We start from the raw sequence: 21,578 nt of genomic DNA, 5'->3' as shown, positions 1-21,578 counted from the left end.
AATGGCTGGTGTTGCCGGGGCGCAGAGAGCGAAGTTATCCGAGAGAGCTCAGAGCCAGAAGCAGGAAATACCCAGATAAAAAAGTTGCTGGCCACCCTTAAGTGACCAGCATTACGCGTTACGCGGCTTTTTTTATCGTTGAAAGCGACCGGCTATCAGCTGGCCTTTTTCTCGTGCGCCTGGCGGTAGGCCACCAGATCCTCGATGGTCAGCACCACCATGTCGTGCTGTTTGGCGAAGGCGATCACTTCCGGCGCGTGCGCCATGCTGCCATCGTCGTTGGTCAGTTCACACAGCACGCCGGCAGGTTTGAAACCGGCCATGGAAACCAGATCGATGGTCGCTTCGGTGTGGCCACGACGGCTCAGCACGCCGCCCGGCTGCGCGCGCAGCGGGAACACGTGGCCCGGACGGTTCAGGTCGCTCGGCTTGGCGCTGTCTGCCACCGCCGCACGGATGGTGGTCAGGCGATCGGAAGCGGAAACCCCGGTGGTCACGCCCTGCGCCGCTTCGATGGTCACGGTGAAGGCGGTCTGGAACTGGCTGGAGTTGTTGGTCACCATCATCGGCAGCTCAAGCTGCTGACGGCGTTCTTCGGTGATGCACAGGCACACGATACCGCTGCCGTGGCGAATGGTCAGCGCCATCTGCTCAACGGTCATGGTTTCCGCGGCGAAGATCATGTCACCTTCGTTTTCACGGTTTTCATCATCGAGCACCATTACGCCGCGCCCGTTGCGCAGTGCGTCGATCGCGCGTTCAACGCGTTCTGTCGGCGTGCCGAAGTCTGAAAGTAGCGTCTGATTCATGGTAAAAAACCTCATTAAAAATTATGGATTACCAGAACCAGGGCGATCTTGAGGAGTAGCTAGCAATAGCTAAAAAAATAACGCAAGCGGGCGCAAGCCCGGCAGATACCGTTACTCTCTCCCATCCGGACTATAACCGTCGGCCCCGGAATTGCACCGGATCTGCTGACCTCTAACCGGCCTTTACAGGCTGGCTGAGCGCTCGCGGGCTTTCACCGTAGAAGGTGATTTACCGCCGGTGGGGACTTTCACCCCGCCCTGAGAATAAGCAGGATGACTATAACGCTAATGGGTAGACAGGGCAATTGGCAAAAGCACAATTCGGCCACGCGCGGCGAATGCGCTTAATGGTGTTTATCCGGCGGGCAACTCGCATTACACTAAGCGGCAGCAATTAAACTCTGAAAGGGATACGCCATGATTGACCCGAAAAAAATCGAACAAATCGCACGCCAGGTTCATGAGTCCATGCCTAAAGGCGTTCGTGAATTCGGGGAAGACGTTGAGAAAAAAATCCGTCAGGTGCTGCAGTCGCAGCTGACCCGCCTGGATTTGGTTAACCGCGAAGAGTTCGACGTGCAGACTCAGGTGCTGTTGCGCACCCGCGAGAAGCTGGCGCAGTTGGAACAGCGCCTGGCCGAGCTGGAAAGCAAGCTGAGCGCGGCGCCGGCCGCCAAGCAGGAAGACGAATAAATTCCCGCCAAGGGCGCGCACCTAAACCGCGCGCCCCTGTTCTTTCGGTCGCCCGGCGTTAGCCGCGCCCGTCTTTGATCGCTTTGATGATGTTGGTGGTCGACAGCCCGTCTTCAAAGTTCAACACTTTGACATCGCCGCCGTTGGCCCACACTTCCGCACTGCCGGCAATCTCTTCCGGTTTGTAATCGCCGCCTTTCACCAGCAGATCCGGCAGAATGTCGGCGATCAAGCGCTGCGGCGTGTCCTCTTCGAACGGCACCACCCAATCCACCGCTTCCAGCGCGCCCAGCACGATCATGCGATTCTCCAGCGCGTTGACCGGGCGTTTTTCCCCTTTCAGGCGTTTGGTCGAGGCGTCGCTGTTCACCGCCACGATCAGGCGGTCGCCCAGCTTGCGGGCGTTGGCCAGATAGGAGACGTGGCCGGCGTGCAGAATGTCGAAAATGCCGTTGGTCATCACCACTTTCTCGCCGCGCTGACGCGCCTGAGCAACAGCGGTTTTCAACTGCGCTTCGGTCATCACGCCAAAGCCGGTTTCGGCCCGGCCGCGCACCGCGTTTTCCAGCTCGATGGGCGACACGGTAGAGGTACCGAGCTTGCCCACCACCACGCCGGCGGCGGCGTTGGCCAGGAAGCAGGACTCTTCCAGCGAATTGCCGGCGGCCAGCGAAGCGGCCAGCACGCCGATCACGGTGTCGCCGGCGCCGGTCACATCGAACACTTCCTGCGCCTGGGTCGGCAGGTGCAGCGGCTCAACGCCCGGCTGCAGCAGCGTCATGCCGTGTTCGGAACGGGTGACCAACAGCGCCGACAGCTCGAAATCCGCCACCAGCTTCATGCCGCGCGCCACCAGTTCCGCCTCATCCTTGCAGTGGCCCACCACCGCTTCGAACTCGGACAGGTTCGGCGTCAGCAGCGTCGCGCCGCGATAGCGCTCGAAGTCAGAGCCTTTCGGATCGATCAGCACCGGTACCTTGGCGGCGCGCGCCAGTTGGATCATGCCCTGCACCTGGCTGAGCGCGCCCTTGGCGTAATCGGACAGCACCAGCGCGCCGATCTGCGGCAGCGCCTGCTGAATGCGCTCCAGCATCGGCTGCGGATCGACGTTGGAGAAGCCTTCTTCGAAGTCGAGACGGATCAGTTGCTGGTTGCGCGACAGCACGCGCAGCTTGGTGATGGTCGGATGGGTCGGCACCGAGACGAAGTCGCAGCGCACGTTGACTTCATTCAGCTTGGCGCTCAGCGCCCGCGCCGCATCGTCGATGCCGGTCAGGCCCACCAGGCGGGAATTGGCGCCCAGCGAAGCGATGTTCATCGCCACGTTAGCCGCGCCGCCGGGACGCTCTTCGATGGTGTCGACCTTGACCACCGGCACCGGGGCTTCCGGTGAGATGCGGCTGGTCGGCCCATACCAATAGCGATCCAACATGACGTCACCGACCACCAGCACACCGGCGCGGCGAAAATCAGGCAGCGTAACTTTCATCCGATAACTCCAAAAAAGAACAAAATTTTAGTGGCGCAGATATTACCACAGACCGCCGGAATACCCGCAAAAAGGTATTAATCCAGCCATTTGGCCCAGCTGGCGCGCACCTGCTCGCGCTCGGCGGTGAACAGCTCGCTGCCGACCTTGCCGGAATGCTCCTGCAGCGCCAGATGGTGGATCTCGTCGCGCATGGTGACATAGGCCTGGGTCAGCGCGCGCGCTTCCTCTTCCGGCATGATGTCGTAATTGGCCATCAGCTCGAAGATGCGCACGTTGTCCGACCAACGCGTCAGCCGCGGTTCACCCGGCGCATAGCGTAAGACCAGATATTGGGCGATAAATTCGATGTCGGTAATGCCGCCCTCATCGGTTTTGATATCAAACAGATCGCGCTGTTTGTTGCCGAGATGGTTGCGCATCTTTTCGCGCATCTCGCGCACTTCGCGTTTCAGGGTCTCCGCATCACGCGTTTTGCACAGGATTTCGCGCCGAATCGCGTCGAACTGCTGGTGCAGCGCCGGGTCGCCATGCACGATGCGCGCGCGCACCAGCGCCTGATGCTCCCAGGTCCAGGCTTCGTTTTGCTGGTAATCGGCGAACGCCTCGACGGTGCTGACCAGCATCCCCGCGGCGCCGGAAGGCCGCAGACGCGCGTCCACCTCATACAGAATGCCGGAGGAAGTGCGGGTGCTGAACAGATGCATCACCCGCTGCGCCAGCCGCAGGTAGAACTGGCGGCCGTCGATGCAGCGATCGCCGTCGGTCATCACCTCCGGCGGGCAATCCAGCAGGAACACCAGATCGAGATCGGAACTGTAACCCAGCTCCCAGCCGCCCAGCTTGCCGTAGCCGATCACCGCAAAGCCGCGCCCTTCGCGCTCCTGCAGATGGGTCGGCTGGCCGTAGCGCGCCACCATGTCGCTCCAGGCCTGTTGCACCACCGCGTCGATGATCGCCTCCGCCAGATAAGTCAGGTGGTCGCTCACTTTCATCACCGGCAGCGCGCCGGCGATATCCGCTGCGGCGATGCGCAGCTGCTGCGCCTGTTTGAACTGGCGCAGCGCCTCCAGCTTTTGCTCTTCGTCGTCTTCCGGCACCCGCAGCAGGTACTGGCGCAGCTCGCTGCGGTAGGCGTCCAGCGCCACCGGCTGATACAGCGTGGCCGGATCCAGCAGTTCGTCCAGCAACAGCGGGTAGCGCGACAGCTGGTTGGCAACCATCGGCGAAGCGGCGCACAGACGGATCAGATGGCTGAGCGCCGCGTGATACTCAACCAGCAGTTCGAGGTAAGTGGTGCGGGTGACGATGCTGAGCAGCAGCTGCGCCAGCCGCACCAGCGCGGTCGGCGCGTCCTGGCGCGGGCACACCTCCGCCAGCAGGCGCGGCATCAGTTGATCGAGCACGTCGCGGCCGCGCGGGCCTATGGTGCGCTTGTCGACGTCATGGCGGAAATCGGCGATGGTGCGCAGCATCTGTCGGCGCCCCTCTTCGTCCAGGTGCGGCGTCAGCGGCGCCAGCTCGTTTTCCTCCAGCGCGTCCTGCCACAGGCTGTGATAGTGCTGGTAGTCGGGATCTTCGCCGATATCCGGGCTATCGTCGCCGATCAGATCGTCGAACACCGCCCGCACCGCCTGCATGTGCACCTCCAGCGTCGCCATCAGCGCCGGCCAATCCGCCAGCCCCATGCCGCAGGCCAGCCGCGCCTGGTCGAGCGCATCCTGCGGCAGCGTCTGGGTTTGCTGATCGCCGATCGCCTGCAGCAGATTCTCCAGCCGCCGCAGGAACAGGTAGGCGGCGCTCAGCGCCCGCACCTGCTCGGCCTCCAGCAGCCCCAGCTCACCCACCGCCTGCAGCGTCGGCAGCAGCGAACGCCCCTGCAGCGCCGGCTCACGGCCGCCGCGGATCAGCTGAAATACCTGGGTGATGAATTCGATTTCGCGAATGCCGCCGGCGCCCAGTTTGATGTTGTCCTTCAGGCCGCGCCGCCGCACTTCACGGGCGATCATGCCCTTCATGTTGCGCAAAGACTGGATGACGCTGAAATCGATATAGCGGCGGAACACGAACGGCCGCAGCGTTTTGCGCAGCTCCTGGCTGTAGGCGTCTTCCGCGCCGCCCATCAGGCGCGCCTTCACCATCGCATAGCGCTCCCAGTCGCGCCCCTGTTCCTGATAGTAGTCTTCCAGCGCCGCGAAGCTCATCACCAATGGGCCGCTGTCGCCGAACGGCCGCAGCCGCATGTCGACGCGATAGACGAAGCCGTCGATGGTCTGCTGATCCAGCGCCTTGATCAGCCGCTGGCCCAGGCGGGTGAAGAACTGGGCATTGTCCAGCTCGCGCCGCCCGCCCTGGGTCTGGCCGTTTTCCGGATAAGCGAAGATCAGATCGATGTCCGACGAGAAGTTCAGCTCGCCGCCGCCCAGCTTGCCCATGCCGAGGATCAGCAGCGGCTGCGGTTCACCGTCGGCGTTGCACGGCGTGCCCCACTCGCGGCAGCAGGTTTGGTACAGCCAGTCGCGCGCGCTGACGATCAGCGTTTCCGCCAATCCGCTCAGCTGCAGCAGCGTTTCTTCGGTCGAACACAGCCCCTGCGCCTGCGCCCAGGCAATGCGCACCAGCGTTTCACGGCGAAACAGACGCAGCGTGCGCATCAGCTGCGCCTCATCGCGCACCTCTTCCAGCTCGTCCTGCAGCCAGGCGGCATAGTGCTGCCACTCGCCGGGCGCCGGCGGCTGTTCGCGCAGCGTCGCCAGCCAGGCCGGCTGGGCGAGCAGTGCGTCGCTGACGAAGTCGCTCGACGCCAGCACCCACTGCTCCTGCTCGCTAAAGGCGCTGTCCGCGCCGTGAACTTCCTGAAAACGCTGCACAACCTGCTGTGCCTGAGCCTGTAACGCGGCTGAAAGTGGCGACATAGTGTATGACCCGTTCTGCGGCCCACGGCTGGCGGGCCGGCTTGATTAACGAAGCGCGCCGTTTAACCAGAATGGCGCATGCGATAAGGCCTGTTTGCGGCTGGCTTCATACCAGCCCTGGCGGCGCTCGCTCAGCGCCGCCTGCAGTTCGCGCCAGGCCTCGATATAAGGGCCGGTCTGCTCGTCGGGGTAGGCGCCCGACAGCAGGACCAGCGCCGAAATCTGACGCGTCAGGCGCGGCAATTGTTCCTGATATTCATCTTCGTTCAGCGTACGGCTGAAGGCCTCTTTCAGCTCCGCGCCGCTGCGCCCCAGCATGATGTCGCTGAAGCGTTTGAAAGAACCGTCCAGCTTGGCCTGCCCTTTGGCGTCAATAAACGGCCGCCAGGCTCCGCTCACCAGCCATGATGTGAGCGCTAACTTACATTGCAGGTAGGCCGCGCTGTAGCACAGGCTCTCTGGTTGCGCGGCTTTGTCCGCCAACAGCGGCTCGAGCTCGGTCAGGCGGGCGCGCAGATCGGCACTGGCCTTGCGCGGCACCAGGCCGCCGAAGATCACCAGCGCCTGGCGGATCGTGCCGACCGCCTCAATCACCGAAGCGCGCGCCTGCGCGTCGCCGCGCAGCCACAGCTCTTCATGGTACTGCCAGTGGCTCAGCGCCAGCTCGAAGGCGGCGATCATCCCCTGTTCGACGCTCGCCTTCGCCGCCGGCTTCAGCACCCGCAGCGGGCGCACCTCGCGCGGCGGATTGCCCTGCGCCAGGTGGTAACCGCGCGCCGCCTTGCTCAGACTGCCCTGGCGCAGCCCGTCGTGCGCCGCCAGCTCACCGGCCAACGCCAGCAGATCGGCGGTATTGCCTTTCAGCAGCTCCAGCTCGATCTCGCTCAAGGCTTCGCTGAGATCACCGGCGCGCACCTCGCCCTGATCCAGGCCAATCTCTATCTCGCTTTGGCCGTAAGTAACCACCCACTTCTCACGCACGAAATCGGTACGGAACAGCGGTTGCAACGCCAGCTGCAGCGCTGCGATATCGCAATCCTGCGGCCAAATGTCGGCAGGAAACTGCGCCAACGCCAGCTGCGGCTCGGCGATAGCGACATTGTATTCCGGGCGCTGGTGCAGGCCGCCCACCACTTTACCGGCGGTTTTGATGGTCATCTCATAGCGATCGTCGAAACCGCGAATGCGCAGCCCCATGTCGTGACGGCGCAGGAAGTTGTCGGCCGTTTCGAAGTAGATGTTGGTCAGTTTTTGCGGCGCGGAATGCTGATGCGGCCAGGCGGCGAGCCAGTGTGGCAGAGCGGCCACCGCTTGCGGCGCGGCGATGAATTTCAGTTCAATTTCAACGGTCATAATTCTTTAACACCAATAAGTTATGCATTCACGTCGGTTTCAGCGCGGCGCGTTCGGCCCGCCGTATGCTGCCCACTGACGCACAGTTGCCGTTATCTTACCGCGATTCCCGGCGCCTTAACCCTGCTAACTGTAGAAAAAACCTGTTACGTTATAAAACACTGCGCAACTCACAGAATCAGCCACAGTAAGATAGTTCTCATTCCGGTTTTGGCGTTGCGTCGTCAGACTGAACCCTCTACTATCGTTCCATAAATTCACCCAGAAACGATGAACTAATGCAGAAATTACGCCTGATTTGCCTTGCCGCGCTGAGCTTCAGCATCACTTGGGCCGCACATGCCGAAGATAAACGCTATATCTCCGATGAGTTAAGCACTTACGTCCATAGCGGCCCAGGTAATCAGTACCGTATTGTCGGCACTCTCAACGCCGGTGAAGAAGTGACCCTGCTGAGCGTCAACGACAGCACCAACTACGGCCAGATCCGCGATCCGAAAGGCCGCACCACCTGGATCCCGCTCGACCAGCTCAGCCAGACGCCAAGCCTGCGCACCCGCGTGCCCGAGCTGGAACAGCAGGTGAAAACCCTGACCGACAAGCTGGCCAACATCGACAACACCTGGAACCAGCGTACCTCGGAAATGCAGGAAAAAGTCGCGGGCAGCGACAGCACCATCAGCAGCCTGCAGAAGGAAAACCAGGATCTGAAAAACCAGCTGGTGGTCGCGCAGAAGAAGGTCAACGCCGTTAACCTGCAGCTCGACGACAAGCAGCGCACCATTATCCTGCAGTGGTTCATGTACGGCGGCGGCGTCGCCGGCGTCGGTTTGCTGCTGGGCCTGCTGTTGCCGCACCTGATCCCGCGCCGCAAGAACAACAACCGCTGGATGAACTGATCTCAGTATCGTTCAGTTTGAGTATGGGCGCCTGCGGGCGCCCTTTTCATTGGCGCCGACATCCCGCGGCCAATTCATGTAATCTGATAGACAGAGCCTTACACGATATTCAGGAGTCAACAGTGCAGATTTATCTGGTCGGCGGCGCCGTTCGCGACAGCCTGCTCAATATTCCGGTGGTCGATCATGATTGGGTGGTGGTGGGCGCTACGCCGGCAGAGCTGCTGGCGTTGGGCTACCAGCAGGTCGGTAAAGATTTTCCGGTGTTCCTCAACCCCGACTCCCACGAGGAGTACGCGCTGGCGCGCACCGAGCGCAAATCCGGCCAGGGGTACACCGGTTTTACCTGCTATGCCGCGCCGGACGTGACGCTGGAAGAAGATCTGCTGCGGCGCGATCTGACCATCAACGCCATCGCCCGCTCCGCCGAAGGAGAGCTGATTGATCCTTACGGCGGCGTGGCCGATCTGCAGGCGCGCGTGCTGCGCCACGTTTCCGACGCGTTCGGCGAAGATCCGCTGCGCGTACTGCGCGTGGCGCGATTCAATGCCCGCTTCGCCCATCTGGGTTTTCGCATCGCCGACGAAACGCTCGCCCTGATGCGCCAGATGGCGCACAGCGGTGAACTGGCCGCGCTGACCGCCGAACGCGTCTGGAAGGAAACCGAAAAGGCGCTGCAAAGCCAGAGCCCGCAGGTCTATTTTCAGGTGCTGCGCGATTGCGGTGCGCTGGCGGTGCTGTTCCCGGAAATCGACGCGCTGTTCGGCGTGCCGGCTCCCGCCAAGTGGCACCCGGAGATCGACACCGGCGTACACACGCTGATGGCGTTGGCGATTGCCGCCCGCCTCACGCCGGAGGTGGACGCGCGCTTCGCCACCCTGTGCCACGATCTCGGCAAAGGGTTGACGCCGAAAGAGTTCTGGCCGCATCACCACGGCCACGGCCCGGCGGGCGTGCGGCTGGTCGAAGCGCTGTGCCAGCGGCTGCGGGTGCCCAATCCGGTACGGGATTTGAGCAAGCTGGTGGCCGAGTACCATGATTTGATCCATACCGTGAACAAGCTGCGTCCGGAGACCCTGTTGAAGCTGTTCGACGCCATCGACGTCTGGCGCAAACCGCAACGGCTGGAGCAGATGATCCTGACCAGCGAAGCGGATGCGCGCGGCCGCACCGGCTTTGAGGAGAATCCTTATCCGCAGGGCGACTATCTGCGCCAGGCGTATCAGGTGGCGAACGCGGTATCTATTAAAGAAGTGGTAGCCAGCGGGCTGCAGGGCACCGCGATCCGCGACGAGCTCAAACGCCGTCGCCAGCAGGCGCTGGCCGACTGGAAGCTCAATCAAACCATCCTCAACGATCAGGCATAAAAAAACCCCGCGGAGCGGGGTTTCTTCCTGGCATCGGGCTTACAGGAATACCATGTAAACTACGGCCGCCACGATAAAGCGGTAGATGGCGAACGGCACGAACGAGATGCGTTTGATCAGCGACAGGAAGGTTTTGATCGCAATCAGCGCCACCACGAAGGCAGTAACGAAACCGACGGCGAACATCGGCAGGTCGCCCCAGGTCAGGAAGTGCAGGCTCTTATACAGATCCAGACCGCTGGCACCAATCATCATTGGCACCGCCAAAATGAAGGAGAACTCGGACGCCGCATAGCGGTTCACGCCCACCAGCATACCGCCGGCGATAGTGGAACCCGAACGGGAGAAGCCCGGCCACAGCGCCAGGCACTGGAAGCAACCGATCAAAAACGCCTGCCGGTAGGTGATGTCATCCAGCCCTTCCGCACGCGGTTTCTTCGGCTTCAGCCATTCCGCCGTCAACAACAGCAGGCCGCCGACCACCAACGCGTACATCACGTTTTTCGGCGCGAACAGCGATTTAATGACATCGTGGAATATCAACCCCAGCACCACCGCCGGGATCATCGCCAACAGGATGTGCCCCAGCTTCAGCCGGCCGTGTGTTTTGCCCTCGTGCTCCACCGGCTTGCCGCCGAAATGGATGCCGATCAGGCCGAACAACCGGCGCCAGAACATCACTACCACCGCCAGGATCGATCCTAGTTGGATGATGACTTCAAAGGTCTTGGCTTTGTCGCCGGTAAAGCCCAGCCACTCGCCAACGATGATCATATGCCCGGTGGAAGACACCGGCAGAAATTCGGTTAATCCCTCAACAACCCCAAGAACAAACGCAATAAACAGTGAATGCATGTCCGTCATGTGCTTCGCTCACCCCATAAATTTGCGACTAACATAAACATAAAAAAGCGGCAGTGCTTAAAGACAATGCCGCTAAAACAATTCTCAGGATTAAGACCAGCTTAACGGTCTTTCGTTGCAAGCAGATGACATAAAATCATGCGGGACGAGTGCCGCGCTCAATGATCACGCCGACCCGATTGGCATGTGCTACAGCGCCCGGTTTGCTGACCTTAATACGGACCCACGGGGAATTGAAGCGCTGAAGCAAAATTTCGGATATTTCCTCCGCCACGCGTTCCACCAGCGCGAACCGGTTCGATTCAACGTGCCGGATCACGGCGTCGCTGACGTCGGCATAGCTCAGACAGTCAGTTACGTCGTCGCTGGCGGCGGCCGGCCGGTTATCCCAGCCCATTTCGATATCGAACACCAGCTTCTGACGAATGCCCTGTTCCCACTCATAAACGCCAATGGTGGTAATTACGGTAAGCTCTTCAATAAATACGATATCCATCACGTCATTCTCTGTTTTTGGCCTTGCCGGATACCACTTCCAGCGGAATGTGCGTATTATCCATGGATGTTGCGAGTAAAACGACCATTATTAAACGGAACCGCGTTATGAGTGCTACCGCGCTTGGCATGATTATCTTCGCGTATCTGTGCGGCTCGATTTCCAGTGCGATCTTGGTTTGCCGGATCGCCAGGCTGCCGGATCCGCGTGAACATGGCTCAGGAAACCCCGGGGCGACCAACGTCCTGCGCATCGGCGGCCGGCTGGCGGCAGCGGCGGTGCTGGTGTTCGATATTCTGAAAGGGATGCTGCCGGTCTGGCTGGCCTACAAGCTCGATGTGCCGCCGCTGTACCTCGGCCTGACGGCGATCGCCGCCTGCCTGGGGCACATCTATCCGGTGTTCTTCCACTTCCGCGGCGGTAAAGGCGTGGCGACGGCATTTGGCGCCATCGCGCCTATCGGCTGGGATCTGACCGGCCTGATGACCGGTACCTGGCTGTTGACGGTGCTGCTCAGCGGTTACTCTTCGCTCGGCGCCATCGTCAGCGCGCTGATCGCCCCGTTCTACGTCTGGTGGTTCAAACCGCAGTTCACCTTCCCGGTGGCGATGCTCTCCTGCCTGATCCTGATGCGGCATCACGACAATATTCAGCGCCTGTGGCGCGGCCAGGAAGGCAAGATTTGGGGCAAGCTGCGCAAGAAGAAAAACGACGCGGATAACGGCGACCAGCCGAAAGACGAATAGCAGAAGGGCCGGATAATCCGGCCCTTTGTTTTATACCGCAGGCAATTCCGCCAGCGGCCAGCGCGGCCGCACCGAAACGCTCAGCTCCGGGTTGGCGCCGCTCTTCAGGCGCACCATGCCGGCATAGGCGATCATCGCGCCGTTGTCGGTGCAAAATTCCGGGCGGGCATAGAACACTTCCCCACCGCGTTTATGCATCATCTCCGCCAGTTTGGCGCGCAGCGTGCGGTTGGCGCTTACGCCGCCGGCCATCACCAGGCGCTTGAAGCCGGTCTGCTCCAGCGCGCGTTTGCATTTGATCGCCAGCGTATCCACCACCGCATCCTCGAAGGCGCGGGCGATGTCGGCACGCGTCTGATCGTCGTTGCCGTTGGAGCGGATGGTGTTGGCGGCGAAGGTTTTCAGCCCGGAGAAACTGAAGTCCAGCCCCGGACGATCGGTCATCGGCCGCGGGAAGGTGAAGCGCCCCGCTGTGCCCTGCTGCGCCATCTTCGACAGCATCGGCCCGCCGGGATAATCCAGGCCGAGCAGCTTGGCGGTCTTGTCGAACGCTTCGCCGGCCGCGTCGTCGATCGACTCGCCCAGCAGCTCATACTCACCGATGCCGGTGACGCTGATCAGCTGGGTGTGGCCGCCGGAGACCAGCAGCGCGACGAACGGGAATGCCGGCGGATTGTCTTCCAGCATCGGTGCCAGCAGGTGGCCTTCCATATGGTGCACCGGCACCGCCGGCACGTTCCAGGCGAACGCCAGCGCGCGCCCGACGGTCGCGCCGACCAGCAGCGCCCCCACCAGGCCCGGCCCGGCGGTGTAGGCCACGCCGTCGATGTCGGCCGGGGTCAGGTTGGCCTCTTTCAGCGCCGCCTGAATCAGCGGCACGGTTTTGCGCACGTGATCGCGGGAGGCCAGTTCCGGCACCACGCCGCCGTAGTCGGCGTGCAGCTTCACCTGGCTGTATAATTGGTTGGCTAACAAACCGGTTTGATCGTCATACACTGCAATTCCGGTTTCATCGCAGGACGTTTCTATACCCAGTACTCGCATTACATTTCCCATCATTCACGTGCGGCCGCCAGTCTACCACATTCCGCCGCATTTACCGCCGGCGCGGCGCATCTTGTCACCGGCTCGCACCTATGTCGATGATTCATGCAGAAAATGCCCAGGCGATTAAACACGAGCATTTTTTTCTGATTAGTCTATAATCAGCGCCCGGTGCAAAATTGCGCACGTTGCGGCAGAGCGACGCGGGTTTCAATTTGCTGTGGTGCTTTACAAAGCAGCATCCATTGGAGTAAAATTCCGCACCATTTTGAAAAGGCTGGCGCTTGGCCAGCAGCAAACCGAATTTTATTGAGGTGAGAGGCACATGCCGGTAATTAAAGTACGTGAAAACGAGCCATTTGACGTTGCTCTGCGTCGTTTCAAACGCTCTTGCGAAAAAGCGGGTGTTTTAGCTGAAGTTCGTCGTCGTGAGTTTTATGAAAAACCAACTACCGAACGTAAACGCGCTAAAGCTTCTGCTGTGAAACGTCACGCGAAGAAACTGGCTCGCGAAAACGCACGCCGCACTCGTCTGTATTAATTCTTCGGGGGCAACCCCACCGCGTGAATTTCTGATTTTCAAAATCGCGCAGACCGAGTAGTTGCATACGAAGGCCGTGCTTTCCGAAAGGAATGCGCGGCTTGTTCTCGTTTATAGGCTAATGAAGTAAGGGCTTATGGCTGGACGAATTCCGCGCGTATTTATCAATGACTTGCTGGCTCGCACCGACATCGTCGATCTGATCGACGCCCGCGTGAAGCTCAAGAAGCAAGGCAAGAACTACCACGCGTGCTGTCCGTTCCACCACGAAAAGACGCCTTCATTTACCGTTAATGGCGAAAAGCAGTTTTATCACTGTTTTGGGTGTGGTGCGCACGGCAACGCCGTCGACTTTTTGATGAATTACGACCGGCTTGAGTTTGTCGAAACCATCGAAGAGCTGGCGACCATGCACGGGCTGGAAGTGCCTTACGAAGCGGGCACCGGGCCAACCCAGATCGAACGCCATCAGCGCCAGAGCCTGTACCAACTGATGGAGCAGCTCAGCGCGTTCTATCAACAGTCACTGCAGCAGTCCTCCGGGGCACCGGCGCGCAGCTATTTGCAGCAGCGCGGATTAAGTGACGACGTTATTCGCCATTTCGCCATCGGCTTCGCGCCGGCGGGATGGGACAACGCCCTGAAGCGTTTCGGCCGCGACGCCGACTCGCGCCGCGCATTGAACGATGCCGGCATGCTGGTGACTAACGATCAGGGGCGTTCGTACGACCGTTTCCGCGAACGGGTAATGTTCCCCATCCGCGACAAACGCGGGCGCGTGATCGCCTTCGGCGGCCGCGTATTGGGCGATGGCATGCCGAAGTACCTGAACTCGCCGGAAACCGAAGTTTTCCATAAGGGCCGCCAGCTTTACGGCCTGTATGAAGCACAGCAGAACCACCCTACCCTGCAGCGGCTGCTGGTGGTGGAAGGGTATATGGACGTGGTGGCGTTGGCGCAATTCGGCATCGATTATGCCGTCGCCTCGCTCGGAACCTCGACGACGGCTGAACACATTCAGCTGCTGTTCCGCGCCACCGACAACGTCGTCTGCTGTTACGACGGCGACCGCGCCGGCCGCGAAGCGGCATGGCGGGCGTTGGAAACCGCGTTGCCGTACCTGAACGACGGGCGCCAGCTGCGGTTCATGTTTTTGCCTGACGGCGAAGACCCGGACACCCTGGTGCGCAAGGAAGGCAAAGAAGCCTTCGAACAGCGAATGGAGCAGGCGCAGCCGCTGTCCACTTTCCTGTTCGAAAGCCTGCTGCCGCAGGTGGATCTGAGCAGCCCGGACGGGCGCGCTAAGCTGAGCACGCTGGCGCTGCCGCTGATTACTCAGGTGCCGGGCGAAACGTTGCGCTTGTACCTGCGCCAGGAGCTCGGCAACAAGCTGGGGCTGCTGGACGACAGCCAGCTCGACAAGCTGATGCCCAAGCAGGCGGAAAATGCGAATCCTTATCAGGCGCCCCAGCTAAAACGCACAACCATGCGTATACTGATAGGGCTACTGGTGCAAAATCCGCAGTTGGCTACACTTATCCCTTCGCTTGAAGGGCTGGAGCAGACCAAACAGGCGGGATTGCCGCTGTTCGTCGAACTGGTGCAGACCTGTTTGGCGCAGCCGGGCCTGACGACCGGGCAATTGCTGGAGCTGTATCGCGACAACAAATTCAGCCAGCAGCTTGAAACCTTGGCGACCTGGAACCATATGATCGTTGAGGATATGGTCGAGCAGACCTTTTTGGATACGTTGGCCAGCCTGTACGACTCGGTGCTCGAGCAACGGCTGGAAACGCTGATCGCCCAGGCCAGAACGCGCGGCCTGAGCCCGGAGGAACGTGAAGAAGTCCGTTCCCTCAACCAGGTTTTAGCGAAGAAAAACTGAATACCAAACGGCTTAAGTGCCGATAATTGCGAGGGCAGAGCCCTGCACAGTGCCGCCATAGTGGGCCGCGGCGATAACGAAAACGCCCCAAATGCTATTGTTGGCGGTTTCGCCGACCGACACCAACCTAAATACTCTGAAGTGTGGATACCGTCTTATGGAGCAAAACCCGCAGTCACAGCTGAAGCTACTTGTCACCCGTGGTAAGGAGCAAGGCTATCTGACCTATGCTGAGGTCAATGACCATCTGCCGGAAGATATCGTCGACTCCGATCAGATCGAAGACATCATCCAGATGATTAACGACATGGGCATCCAGGTGATGGAAGAAGCACCGGACGCCGATGACCTGCTGCTCGCCGAAAACTCGAACAGCACGGACGAAGATGCGGAAGAAGCCGCCGCACAGGTTCTGTCCAGCGTGGAATCCGAAATCGGCCGCACCACCGACCCGGTGCGCATGTACATGCGCGAAATGGGTACCGTCGAACTGCTGACGCGCGAAGGCGAAATCGACATCGCCAAGCGCATCGAAGACGGCATCAACCAGGTGCAGTGCTCGGTTGCCGAATACCCGGAAGCCATTACCTACCTGCTTGAACAGTACGATCGCGTCGAAGCGGGCGAAGCGCGCCTGTCCGACCTGATCACCGGCTTCGTCGATCCTAACGCGGAAGAGGACATCGCCCCAACCGCCACCCACATCGGTTCCGAACTGTCGAGCGAAGAGCAAGACGACGACGAAGAAGATGAGGATGCCGAAGAGGACGACACCGAAGACGACAACAGCATCGATCCTGAGCTGGCGCGTCAGAAGTTCGCCGAACTGCGCGATCAGTATGAAGCGACGCGCTTGGTGATCAAGAAGAACGGCCGCAGCCACGCCAGCGCCGCGGACGAGATCCTGAAGCTGTCCGAAGTGTTCAAGCAGTTCCGCCTGGTGCCGAAACAGTTCGACTTCCTGGTCAACAGCATGCGCACCATGATGGACCGCGTTCGCACCCAGGAACGCATCATCATGAAGCTGTGCGTTGAACAGTGCAAAATGCCGAAGAAAAACTTCGTCACCCTGTTCGCCGGCAACGAAACCAGCGATTCCTGGTTCGAAGCCGCGCTGGCGATGGCCAAGCCATGGTCGGAAAAGCTGAAAGACGTGGCCGAAGACGTGCAGCGCAGCCTGCAGAAACTGCGTCAGATCGAAGAAGAAACCGGCCTGACCATCGAGCAGGTCAAAGACATCAACCGTCGCATGTCGATCGGTGAAGCGAAAGCGCGCCGCGCGAAGAAAGAAATGGTTGAGGCCAACCTGCGTCTGGTTATTTCTATCGCCAAGAAATACACCAACCGCGGCCTGCAGTTCCTGGATCTAATCCAGGAAGGTAACATCGGCCTGATGAAAGCGGTAGACAAATTCGAATACCGCCGCGGCTACAAGTTCTCGACGTACGCCACCTGGTGGATCCGTCAGGCTATTACCCGCTCCATCGCCGACCAGGCGCGCACCATCCGTATTCCGGTGCATATGATTGAGACCATCAACAAGCTCAACCGTATTTCGCGCCAGATGCTGCAAGAGATGGGCCGCGAGCCGACGCCGGAAGAGCTGGCCGAGCGCATGCTGATGCCGGAAGACAAGATCCGCAAGGTGCTGAAGATCGCCAAAGAGCCAATCTCGATGGAAACGCCGATCGGCGACGACGAAGATTCGCATCTGGGCGACTTCATCGAGGATACCACCCTCGAGCTGCCGCTGGATTCCGCGACCTCGGAAAGCCTGCGTTCCGCCACCCACGACGTGCTGGCCGGCCTGACCGCGCGCGAAGCGAAAGTGCTGCGCATGCGTTTCGGTATCGACATGAATACCGACCACACGCTGGAAGAGGTAGGCAAGCAGTTTGACGTTACCCGTGAGCGTATCCGTCAGATCGAAGCCAAGGCGCTGCGCAAGCTGCGTCACCCAAGCCGCTCCGAAGTGCTGCGCAGCTTCCTGGACGACTAAGTCCGGCTGCCGCACCCAAAACAAAAACCCCGGCCTGCCGGGGTTTTTTTATGCCCTGAATCCCCCCCGCCGCATCATTGCAACGCCAGGAACAGCTCGCGATAGCTGGCGGTAAGCTGCTCCAGCGTGGCGCGGTTCAATCCACTGGGGTTGGGCAATACCCACACCTCGGTTTCCCCCAGCATCAGCGCCTGCTTGCCCCAGGGCGCGTTTTTCACCCCGAAGGCGGTGGTGAACGCCTGCTTGCCCAAAATCGCCAGCGCGCGCGGCTGGTAGCGCAGGATTTTCTCTTGCAGCACCTCACCGCCGCTGCGCAGCTCGTCGCGCGACAGCTCGCTGGCCGCCACCGTCGGGCGCGCCACCAGCGCAGTAATGCCGCAGCCGTTATCCTTCAGCTGCTGCCACTGCTCCGGCGCCAGCTGGCGCTCGGTAAAACCGGCCTGATGGATCACCTTCCAGAAGCGGTTGCTGCCGTTGGCAAAAGGATAGCCCTGATGGGCGGAAGAAAGGCCGGGGTTGATGCCGCAAAACACCACCCGCAGGTCAGGCGCCAGAAGTTCCATGAGTGTCGTGAGTCCATTACAGGGATTTACTGCGGTTATCGCAAAATCCGCCAGCAATTACAACAGGCTAGAACTGTGCAGAAAAGCAACATACGGGCGGGTAACAGTAGACCGCCGCTTAAGGATTCCCTATAATCTCGCGGCTTGGCCCCTTAGCTCAGTGGTTAGAGCAGGCGACTCATAATCGCTTGGTCGTTGGTTCAAACCCAACAGGGGCCACCAAATTTCAGCAGTAAATACATACAGTTAGGCCACTCTCGCGAGTGGCCTTTTTGTTGCCTCGTTTTCGAGTGGCGATAGAATGGCGGTGGATTTTTTACCGCCACTTTGTTGAGGGCATAAAAAACCCGCACGCGGCGGGCATTTAGCGGAAATTTATCAGAGCCACAATGGCCGCTGACCACCGACAGTCGGGTGCGGCGGTGCCGGGTCAATGGCTCCCGGAGTAACAATAAAGCGCTCTATCGTTTCCATTGTCATAAACAACGTGCAACTACAGTTGATGTTCTGGCACTGGTGGTAGCGCTCTTTCGTATTTTCGGTTAGATAGCGGCTTGTTCGCGCATGTGCGGGAGGCCGCGACGCTGTTCCGCCGCAAGTATTACCAGAACGGCGCGCACGCAGGCTACATCATGTATGTGACGACCCGGCGCAGAGTGCGACCGACGTCGAATCGCTGCGCGAAGCAATGCGTAACTCTAAGGGGCTCGGCAATTTTAAGAACCTGTTTTTTTATTCGCCAAACGGAAAACCGGACGGCATTAAAATCGTGCCACTGAGTGAGGTCGCCACAAAGGATGATTTTTTCAACATCAAGAAAGCCAGCGCCGCCGACCTGATGGGTGCACACCGCGTACCATTCCAGCTCATGGGCGGCAAGCCCGAGAATATCGGCTAACTCGGTGACGTTGAGAAGGTAGCAAAAGTATTCGTGCGTAACGAGCTGTCACCCCTGCAGGATAGGTTCAGGGAAGTAAACGACTGGCTCGGTATGGAGGTCATCAGGTTCAAAGAGTACACCCTCAACAACCCGGAATAACCATCACTAAGCCGCCATCAGGGCGGCTTTTTCATACCCATTACCATCACCCCTCAGACGCACCACGCGCGCACGACCACACAAGACCGCCAACGAGCCGACAACAACCACGACAGTGCCATCACGACGCGCTCGGACGATAATTTTTATTATTACGCACCACCGTTGGCGCGCAATGCTTTCCCCGCCTCGCCTGCCTGCTTTATGGGTCGGTTTTGATGCAGATGCATAACGACTCCAGACCTGCATAGGTTCTAGCATAGCATTAACAGAAGGTACAAGTTCAGCAAGTGCAAAATAATGCACCTTATAATGCAATGCCCTCCGCAGAGGGCATTGAACACTCAACATTCTATTTTGCCAATTTCACTGCATAATGAATACAAAAATAGTGTTGCCCTGCATATCTAAAATGCTGCTCAATTTTCTTCAAACCAATATATGCCGTTTCAACTTCTTTCAAATCAAGCATTTCATGCCCATCAAGCCCTAAATCTGCAGGTTGTAGTTCCTTTAGATATTCAACATATTTGTTGCACCAATCATCAAATCTAGCACCCACATAATAGGTAACTAAAAACAGTTTCTTTACATGTATTGGGTTATAATTTCTAATTAATTTCCCGTAATGCTTTAAGATATTTACTTTATCGACTGAACTTAAAATTAATGCCTCAATAATCGCAAACAAATCACCTCGATCTTCAATTATAAGATCTAACTCACCCGCTTGTTTACCTGATTGAGACTCACCCTCTCTGGTTTGATCTTTAATACTATAGTTTTTAGCCAAAAGCATATCACGAAGAAAATCATTAAAATCATCCTCACTATATCCTTTAGCTGAACGCCTTCCTAATCTCTGAATTACCCAAGATAAGTCACTATCAAATTTTATAAAACTCAAAGGTTGCTGCACTCTCTCCTCCTTTGATATTAACCCAACACTACTAAGGTTTAACAAACTAATTCGCTGCCTAATCAACTCAGATACAAATACAGCGTAACTGTTATTATCTGAGGTGAAAATATGTTTATCAAATGTGGTTGCGGCATTAATTACAGCCCCAACGATAACATCCTTGACATCGCCGGAGCTCGTCTGAACAGGAGTTCGCAATATTTTACCTGTGGGTGATTTAGAAAGTTCATCTTCCCATTTTTGCAACATATAAAAAGAATCTTTGTTAGTTTGACAAGAACGCAAGTAATCTAACTGTATTCTCCCATCAGCATCTAAGATTAACTGATTATGTCCCTCTATTATTGCCCCCACAAAAAAACCACTAAATAACTTGATGTCTGAAATATTGGCCGCAACAAACTCTGGGCATAAACAAACCGCACAAGACATATCAGTGAATTCCTTTTGAGTTCATTAACTTTTGAACTTTCAACTCCTGTATTCTTATAGTGTCTTGAATCTCGACATCCATAAATTCACCAGGCCAAGTAATATCCCCCTCAGAATTAACAGCCACTTTATTCAAAAGCGTTGAAGATCCACTTTCATCACGTTCAAGATGATAAATAGCGACTTGCTCTTCAGTAAGTTCGCTTGATTCATCAACGATCCTCAACCTTATTCGCCTCACCAAAGCATCGCTATGAGTCTCAATAATAAAAATTTTCTTTTCCTTCATTGAAATCTTTATCAGCGCATCAGTCAACCATGCTTGCATTTTAGGATGAAGATGAATTTCAGGCTGCTCAATTATCGTTATTGAACCTTCCGGCGACAAATAGGCTTGAACTAATACTGGCAGGACTTGAGATATTCCGAAACCAACATCAGTCAATTCTAGATTAACAGAACCTTGGTTAATTACTATTTTATGGATGATATCATTAACTTTTACAATATCGACAGCCAGATTAAACTCAGCAAGGAGAAGATTGATGCTATCTGTTATTTTTGTATTTTTCTTCAAAATTTCAGCTAGTTCTGATCCATCTGAAGAGTTTAATTGTGAGTGATTGACTGTCTTATCTAGTAAATAATAGCGCTGCGGGAAAGCTCTTAGTGGGCTAACATGATTAACATTTTCACCGTCAAACATATTGGACAACATCAATATAGAACAAGAAACTACCTGTGATAAAAACCCAACTACTGGGTTGTATGACTCCATGAAAAAAACATGAAAACTACGTCCACTAGTAGAGGTGAGCACATTCAATGAATAAGGATTAACTAATTCTAATATATCATTCTGGCATCCATAAAAAACCCCTTGAGGTATTACCTCTGAAGATACACTAACTTTATTTTTTCGTGGGGATATGTCAATTATTTTTTCATGATTCTTATTAAAAAGAACCAGTCTCACTACTTTCATTGTCCCGTTAAATTTATCATATTTAAAATCATAACTTATCCGGGACGCCGACAATTTATTCCCAGAAATTGCAAGCATCTTAACCAAACAATCCCGAACATGCTTTAAGGGACATTCGTAGATGAACTTTCGTAAGTTTGAAGGTACTGAGCGACTGAACACAATATCACGCCCATCATTTCTAAACATAGTGAGAACATGACACAATGTGGTAGAAATAGAATCCAATTTATCATCATCTATATCATCAAAGCTTACAAATACATCACTCACCTCATTTATTAAATCCGTCATTTTTTTGATAAGATCATCATTATTTTTGATAGTCTGGATTGTGAATCTTGTAAACATAAAAAGTGACTCTACAGTTTCTCTTCTCAGAGCATCAATCCTGCTTTTAACTACTGAGTTGTCAGAAAAATCAAAACTGAAGCTAAGCGTCTTAGAGTCATCTTTATTTTTTATTATATTTAAAGCTTCACCCATTCCAACTTTTGGACCATTTAACCTAAGTGCAGAATCGGAAACAGACATTGA

18 protein-coding genes, 1 tRNA gene, 1 pseudogene and 1 riboswitch are annotated in these 21,578 nt (G+C 57.1%); of the genes and pseudogenes, 9 read left to right on the top strand and 11 right to left on the bottom strand.

Annotated elements, in window-relative coordinates:
* Window positions 1–155: 155 nt before the first annotated feature.
* On the bottom strand, window positions 156–809 hold the full coding sequence (gene ribB / locus ACJ8MK_RS25230; RefSeq protein ID WP_033636071.1) for a 3,4-dihydroxy-2-butanone-4-phosphate synthase: 654 nt from the start codon (window positions 807–809) through the stop codon (window positions 156–158).
* Between the two features lie 109 nt (window positions 810–918).
* Window positions 919–1,079: riboswitch (FMN riboswitch) on the bottom strand.
* A gap of 147 nt (window positions 1,080–1,226) precedes the next feature.
* On the opposite strand from ribB, the gene ubiK reads away from it, so the two are divergent.
* On the top strand, window positions 1,227–1,502 hold the full coding sequence (ubiK, locus tag ACJ8MK_RS25225) for a ubiquinone biosynthesis accessory factor UbiK (protein ID WP_074027314.1): 276 nt from the start codon (window positions 1,227–1,229) through the stop codon (window positions 1,500–1,502).
* A gap of 58 nt (window positions 1,503–1,560) precedes the next feature.
* On the opposite strand, the gene hldE is transcribed toward ubiK, so the two are convergent.
* The 3 genes from hldE to ACJ8MK_RS25210 all read right to left on the bottom strand — a co-directional run bounded on the left by hldE (window position 1,561) and on the right by ACJ8MK_RS25210 (window position 7,259).
* A complete protein-coding gene (gene hldE, locus ACJ8MK_RS25220; RefSeq protein WP_033636072.1) occupies window positions 1,561–2,991 on the bottom strand; it encodes a bifunctional D-glycero-beta-D-manno-heptose-7-phosphate kinase/D-glycero-beta-D-manno-heptose 1-phosphate adenylyltransferase HldE in 1,431 nt (476 codons plus the stop codon).
* A 77-nt stretch (window positions 2,992–3,068) separates the two neighbouring features.
* Window positions 3,069–5,906, bottom strand: coding sequence for a bifunctional [glutamate--ammonia ligase]-adenylyl-L-tyrosine phosphorylase/[glutamate--ammonia-ligase] adenylyltransferase (glnE, locus tag ACJ8MK_RS25215; protein ID WP_103830023.1), 2,838 nt, complete (start codon window positions 5,904–5,906; stop codon window positions 3,069–3,071).
* A 45-nt stretch (window positions 5,907–5,951) separates the two neighbouring features.
* On the bottom strand, window positions 5,952–7,259 hold the full coding sequence (locus tag ACJ8MK_RS25210; protein WP_442518119.1) for a CYTH domain-containing protein: 1,308 nt from the start codon (window positions 7,257–7,259) through the stop codon (window positions 5,952–5,954).
* Between the two features lie 278 nt (window positions 7,260–7,537).
* On the opposite strand from ACJ8MK_RS25210, the gene ACJ8MK_RS25205 reads away from it, so the two are divergent.
* Window positions 7,538–8,158, top strand: a complete 621-nt coding sequence (locus ACJ8MK_RS25205) for a TIGR04211 family SH3 domain-containing protein (RefSeq protein ID WP_019453078.1) — start codon at window positions 7,538–7,540, stop codon at window positions 8,156–8,158.
* 122 nt (window positions 8,159–8,280) lie between these two features.
* The gene (locus tag ACJ8MK_RS25200) at window positions 8,281–9,525 is read left to right on the top strand and encodes a multifunctional CCA addition/repair protein (RefSeq protein WP_442518118.1); all 1,245 of its coding nucleotides are present in this window, start codon (window positions 8,281–8,283) and stop codon (window positions 9,523–9,525) included.
* A gap of 39 nt (window positions 9,526–9,564) precedes the next feature.
* Here the strand turns inward: ACJ8MK_RS25200 and bacA are convergent, their stop codons facing one another.
* Together bacA and folB are read right to left on the bottom strand one after the other, a co-directional pair.
* Window positions 9,565–10,389 (bottom strand): undecaprenyl-diphosphate phosphatase, encoded by an 825-nt coding sequence (gene bacA / locus ACJ8MK_RS25195; RefSeq protein WP_041036750.1) that lies wholly within the window; start codon window positions 10,387–10,389, stop codon window positions 9,565–9,567.
* Between the two features lie 136 nt (window positions 10,390–10,525).
* Complete coding sequence (gene folB, locus ACJ8MK_RS25190) at window positions 10,526–10,885, bottom strand: bifunctional dihydroneopterin aldolase/7,8-dihydroneopterin epimerase (protein ID WP_033636077.1); 360 nt, start codon at window positions 10,883–10,885, stop codon at window positions 10,526–10,528.
* Window positions 10,886–10,992: 107 nt separating this feature from the next.
* Between folB and plsY the strand changes: the two genes are divergently transcribed.
* Window positions 10,993–11,631, top strand: coding sequence for a glycerol-3-phosphate 1-O-acyltransferase PlsY (gene plsY, locus ACJ8MK_RS25185; protein WP_033636078.1), 639 nt, complete (start codon window positions 10,993–10,995; stop codon window positions 11,629–11,631).
* A 30-nt stretch (window positions 11,632–11,661) separates the two neighbouring features.
* On the opposite strand, the gene tsaD is transcribed toward plsY, so the two are convergent.
* On the bottom strand, window positions 11,662–12,675 hold the full coding sequence (gene tsaD / locus ACJ8MK_RS25180; protein WP_033654813.1) for a tRNA (adenosine(37)-N6)-threonylcarbamoyltransferase complex transferase subunit TsaD: 1,014 nt from the start codon (window positions 12,673–12,675) through the stop codon (window positions 11,662–11,664).
* 325 nt (window positions 12,676–13,000) lie between these two features.
* On the opposite strand from tsaD, the gene rpsU reads away from it, so the two are divergent.
* From rpsU to rpoD, 3 genes are all read left to right on the top strand, one after another.
* Window positions 13,001–13,216: a 30S ribosomal protein S21 gene (rpsU, locus tag ACJ8MK_RS25175; protein ID WP_001144069.1), complete on the top strand. Its 216-nt coding sequence runs from the start codon at window positions 13,001–13,003 to the stop codon at window positions 13,214–13,216.
* 136 nt (window positions 13,217–13,352) lie between these two features.
* Window positions 13,353–15,101 carry a DNA primase gene (gene dnaG / locus ACJ8MK_RS25170; protein ID WP_025304325.1) on the top strand — a complete coding sequence of 583 codons (1,749 nt, stop codon included), beginning with the start codon at window positions 13,353–13,355 and terminating at the stop codon, window positions 15,099–15,101.
* A 157-nt stretch (window positions 15,102–15,258) separates the two neighbouring features.
* A complete protein-coding gene (gene rpoD / locus ACJ8MK_RS25165; RefSeq protein ID WP_033636080.1) occupies window positions 15,259–17,100 on the top strand; it encodes an RNA polymerase sigma factor RpoD in 1,842 nt (613 codons plus the stop codon).
* A gap of 74 nt (window positions 17,101–17,174) precedes the next feature.
* On the opposite strand, the gene mug is transcribed toward rpoD, so the two are convergent.
* Window positions 17,175–17,663 (bottom strand): G/U mismatch-specific DNA glycosylase, encoded by a 489-nt coding sequence (gene mug, locus ACJ8MK_RS25160; RefSeq protein WP_060441002.1) that lies wholly within the window; start codon window positions 17,661–17,663, stop codon window positions 17,175–17,177.
* Between the two features lie 146 nt (window positions 17,664–17,809).
* On the opposite strand from mug, the gene ACJ8MK_RS25155 reads away from it, so the two are divergent.
* Window positions 17,810–17,885 (top strand) — tRNA-Ile (locus ACJ8MK_RS25155).
* A gap of 156 nt (window positions 17,886–18,041) precedes the next feature.
* Here the strand turns inward: ACJ8MK_RS25155 and ACJ8MK_RS25150 are convergent.
* The gene (locus tag ACJ8MK_RS25150) at window positions 18,042–18,287 is read right to left on the bottom strand and encodes an ogr/Delta-like zinc finger family protein (RefSeq protein ID WP_439076238.1); all 246 of its coding nucleotides are present in this window, start codon (window positions 18,285–18,287) and stop codon (window positions 18,042–18,044) included.
* On the opposite strand from ACJ8MK_RS25150, the pseudogene ACJ8MK_RS25145 reads away from it, so the two are divergent.
* Window positions 18,224–18,702 (top strand): annotated as a pseudogene (locus tag ACJ8MK_RS25145) (phage portal protein); the annotation flags it as partial. The gene ACJ8MK_RS25150 and the pseudogene ACJ8MK_RS25145 sit on opposite strands and share 64 nt — an antisense overlap.
* Window positions 18,703–19,054: 352 nt before the next feature.
* On the opposite strand, the gene ACJ8MK_RS25140 reads toward ACJ8MK_RS25145, so the two are convergent.
* Together ACJ8MK_RS25140 and ACJ8MK_RS25135 are read right to left on the bottom strand one after the other, a co-directional pair.
* A complete protein-coding gene (locus ACJ8MK_RS25140; RefSeq protein ID WP_439075829.1) occupies window positions 19,055–20,056 on the bottom strand; it encodes a hypothetical protein in 1,002 nt (333 codons plus the stop codon).
* Between the two features lies 1 nt (window position 20,057).
* On the bottom strand, window positions 20,058–21,578 hold a 1,521-nt coding region (locus ACJ8MK_RS25135; protein WP_442518117.1), incomplete at its 5' end, for an AAA family ATPase.

This window comes from Serratia sp. CY38905 (assembly GCF_052168875.1).
Classification (GTDB): domain Bacteria; phylum Pseudomonadota; class Gammaproteobacteria; order Enterobacterales; family Enterobacteriaceae; genus Serratia; species Serratia sarumanii.
Note: the sequence above shows the minus strand (reverse complement) of the source record. Positions and strands in the feature narration are given on the sequence as shown.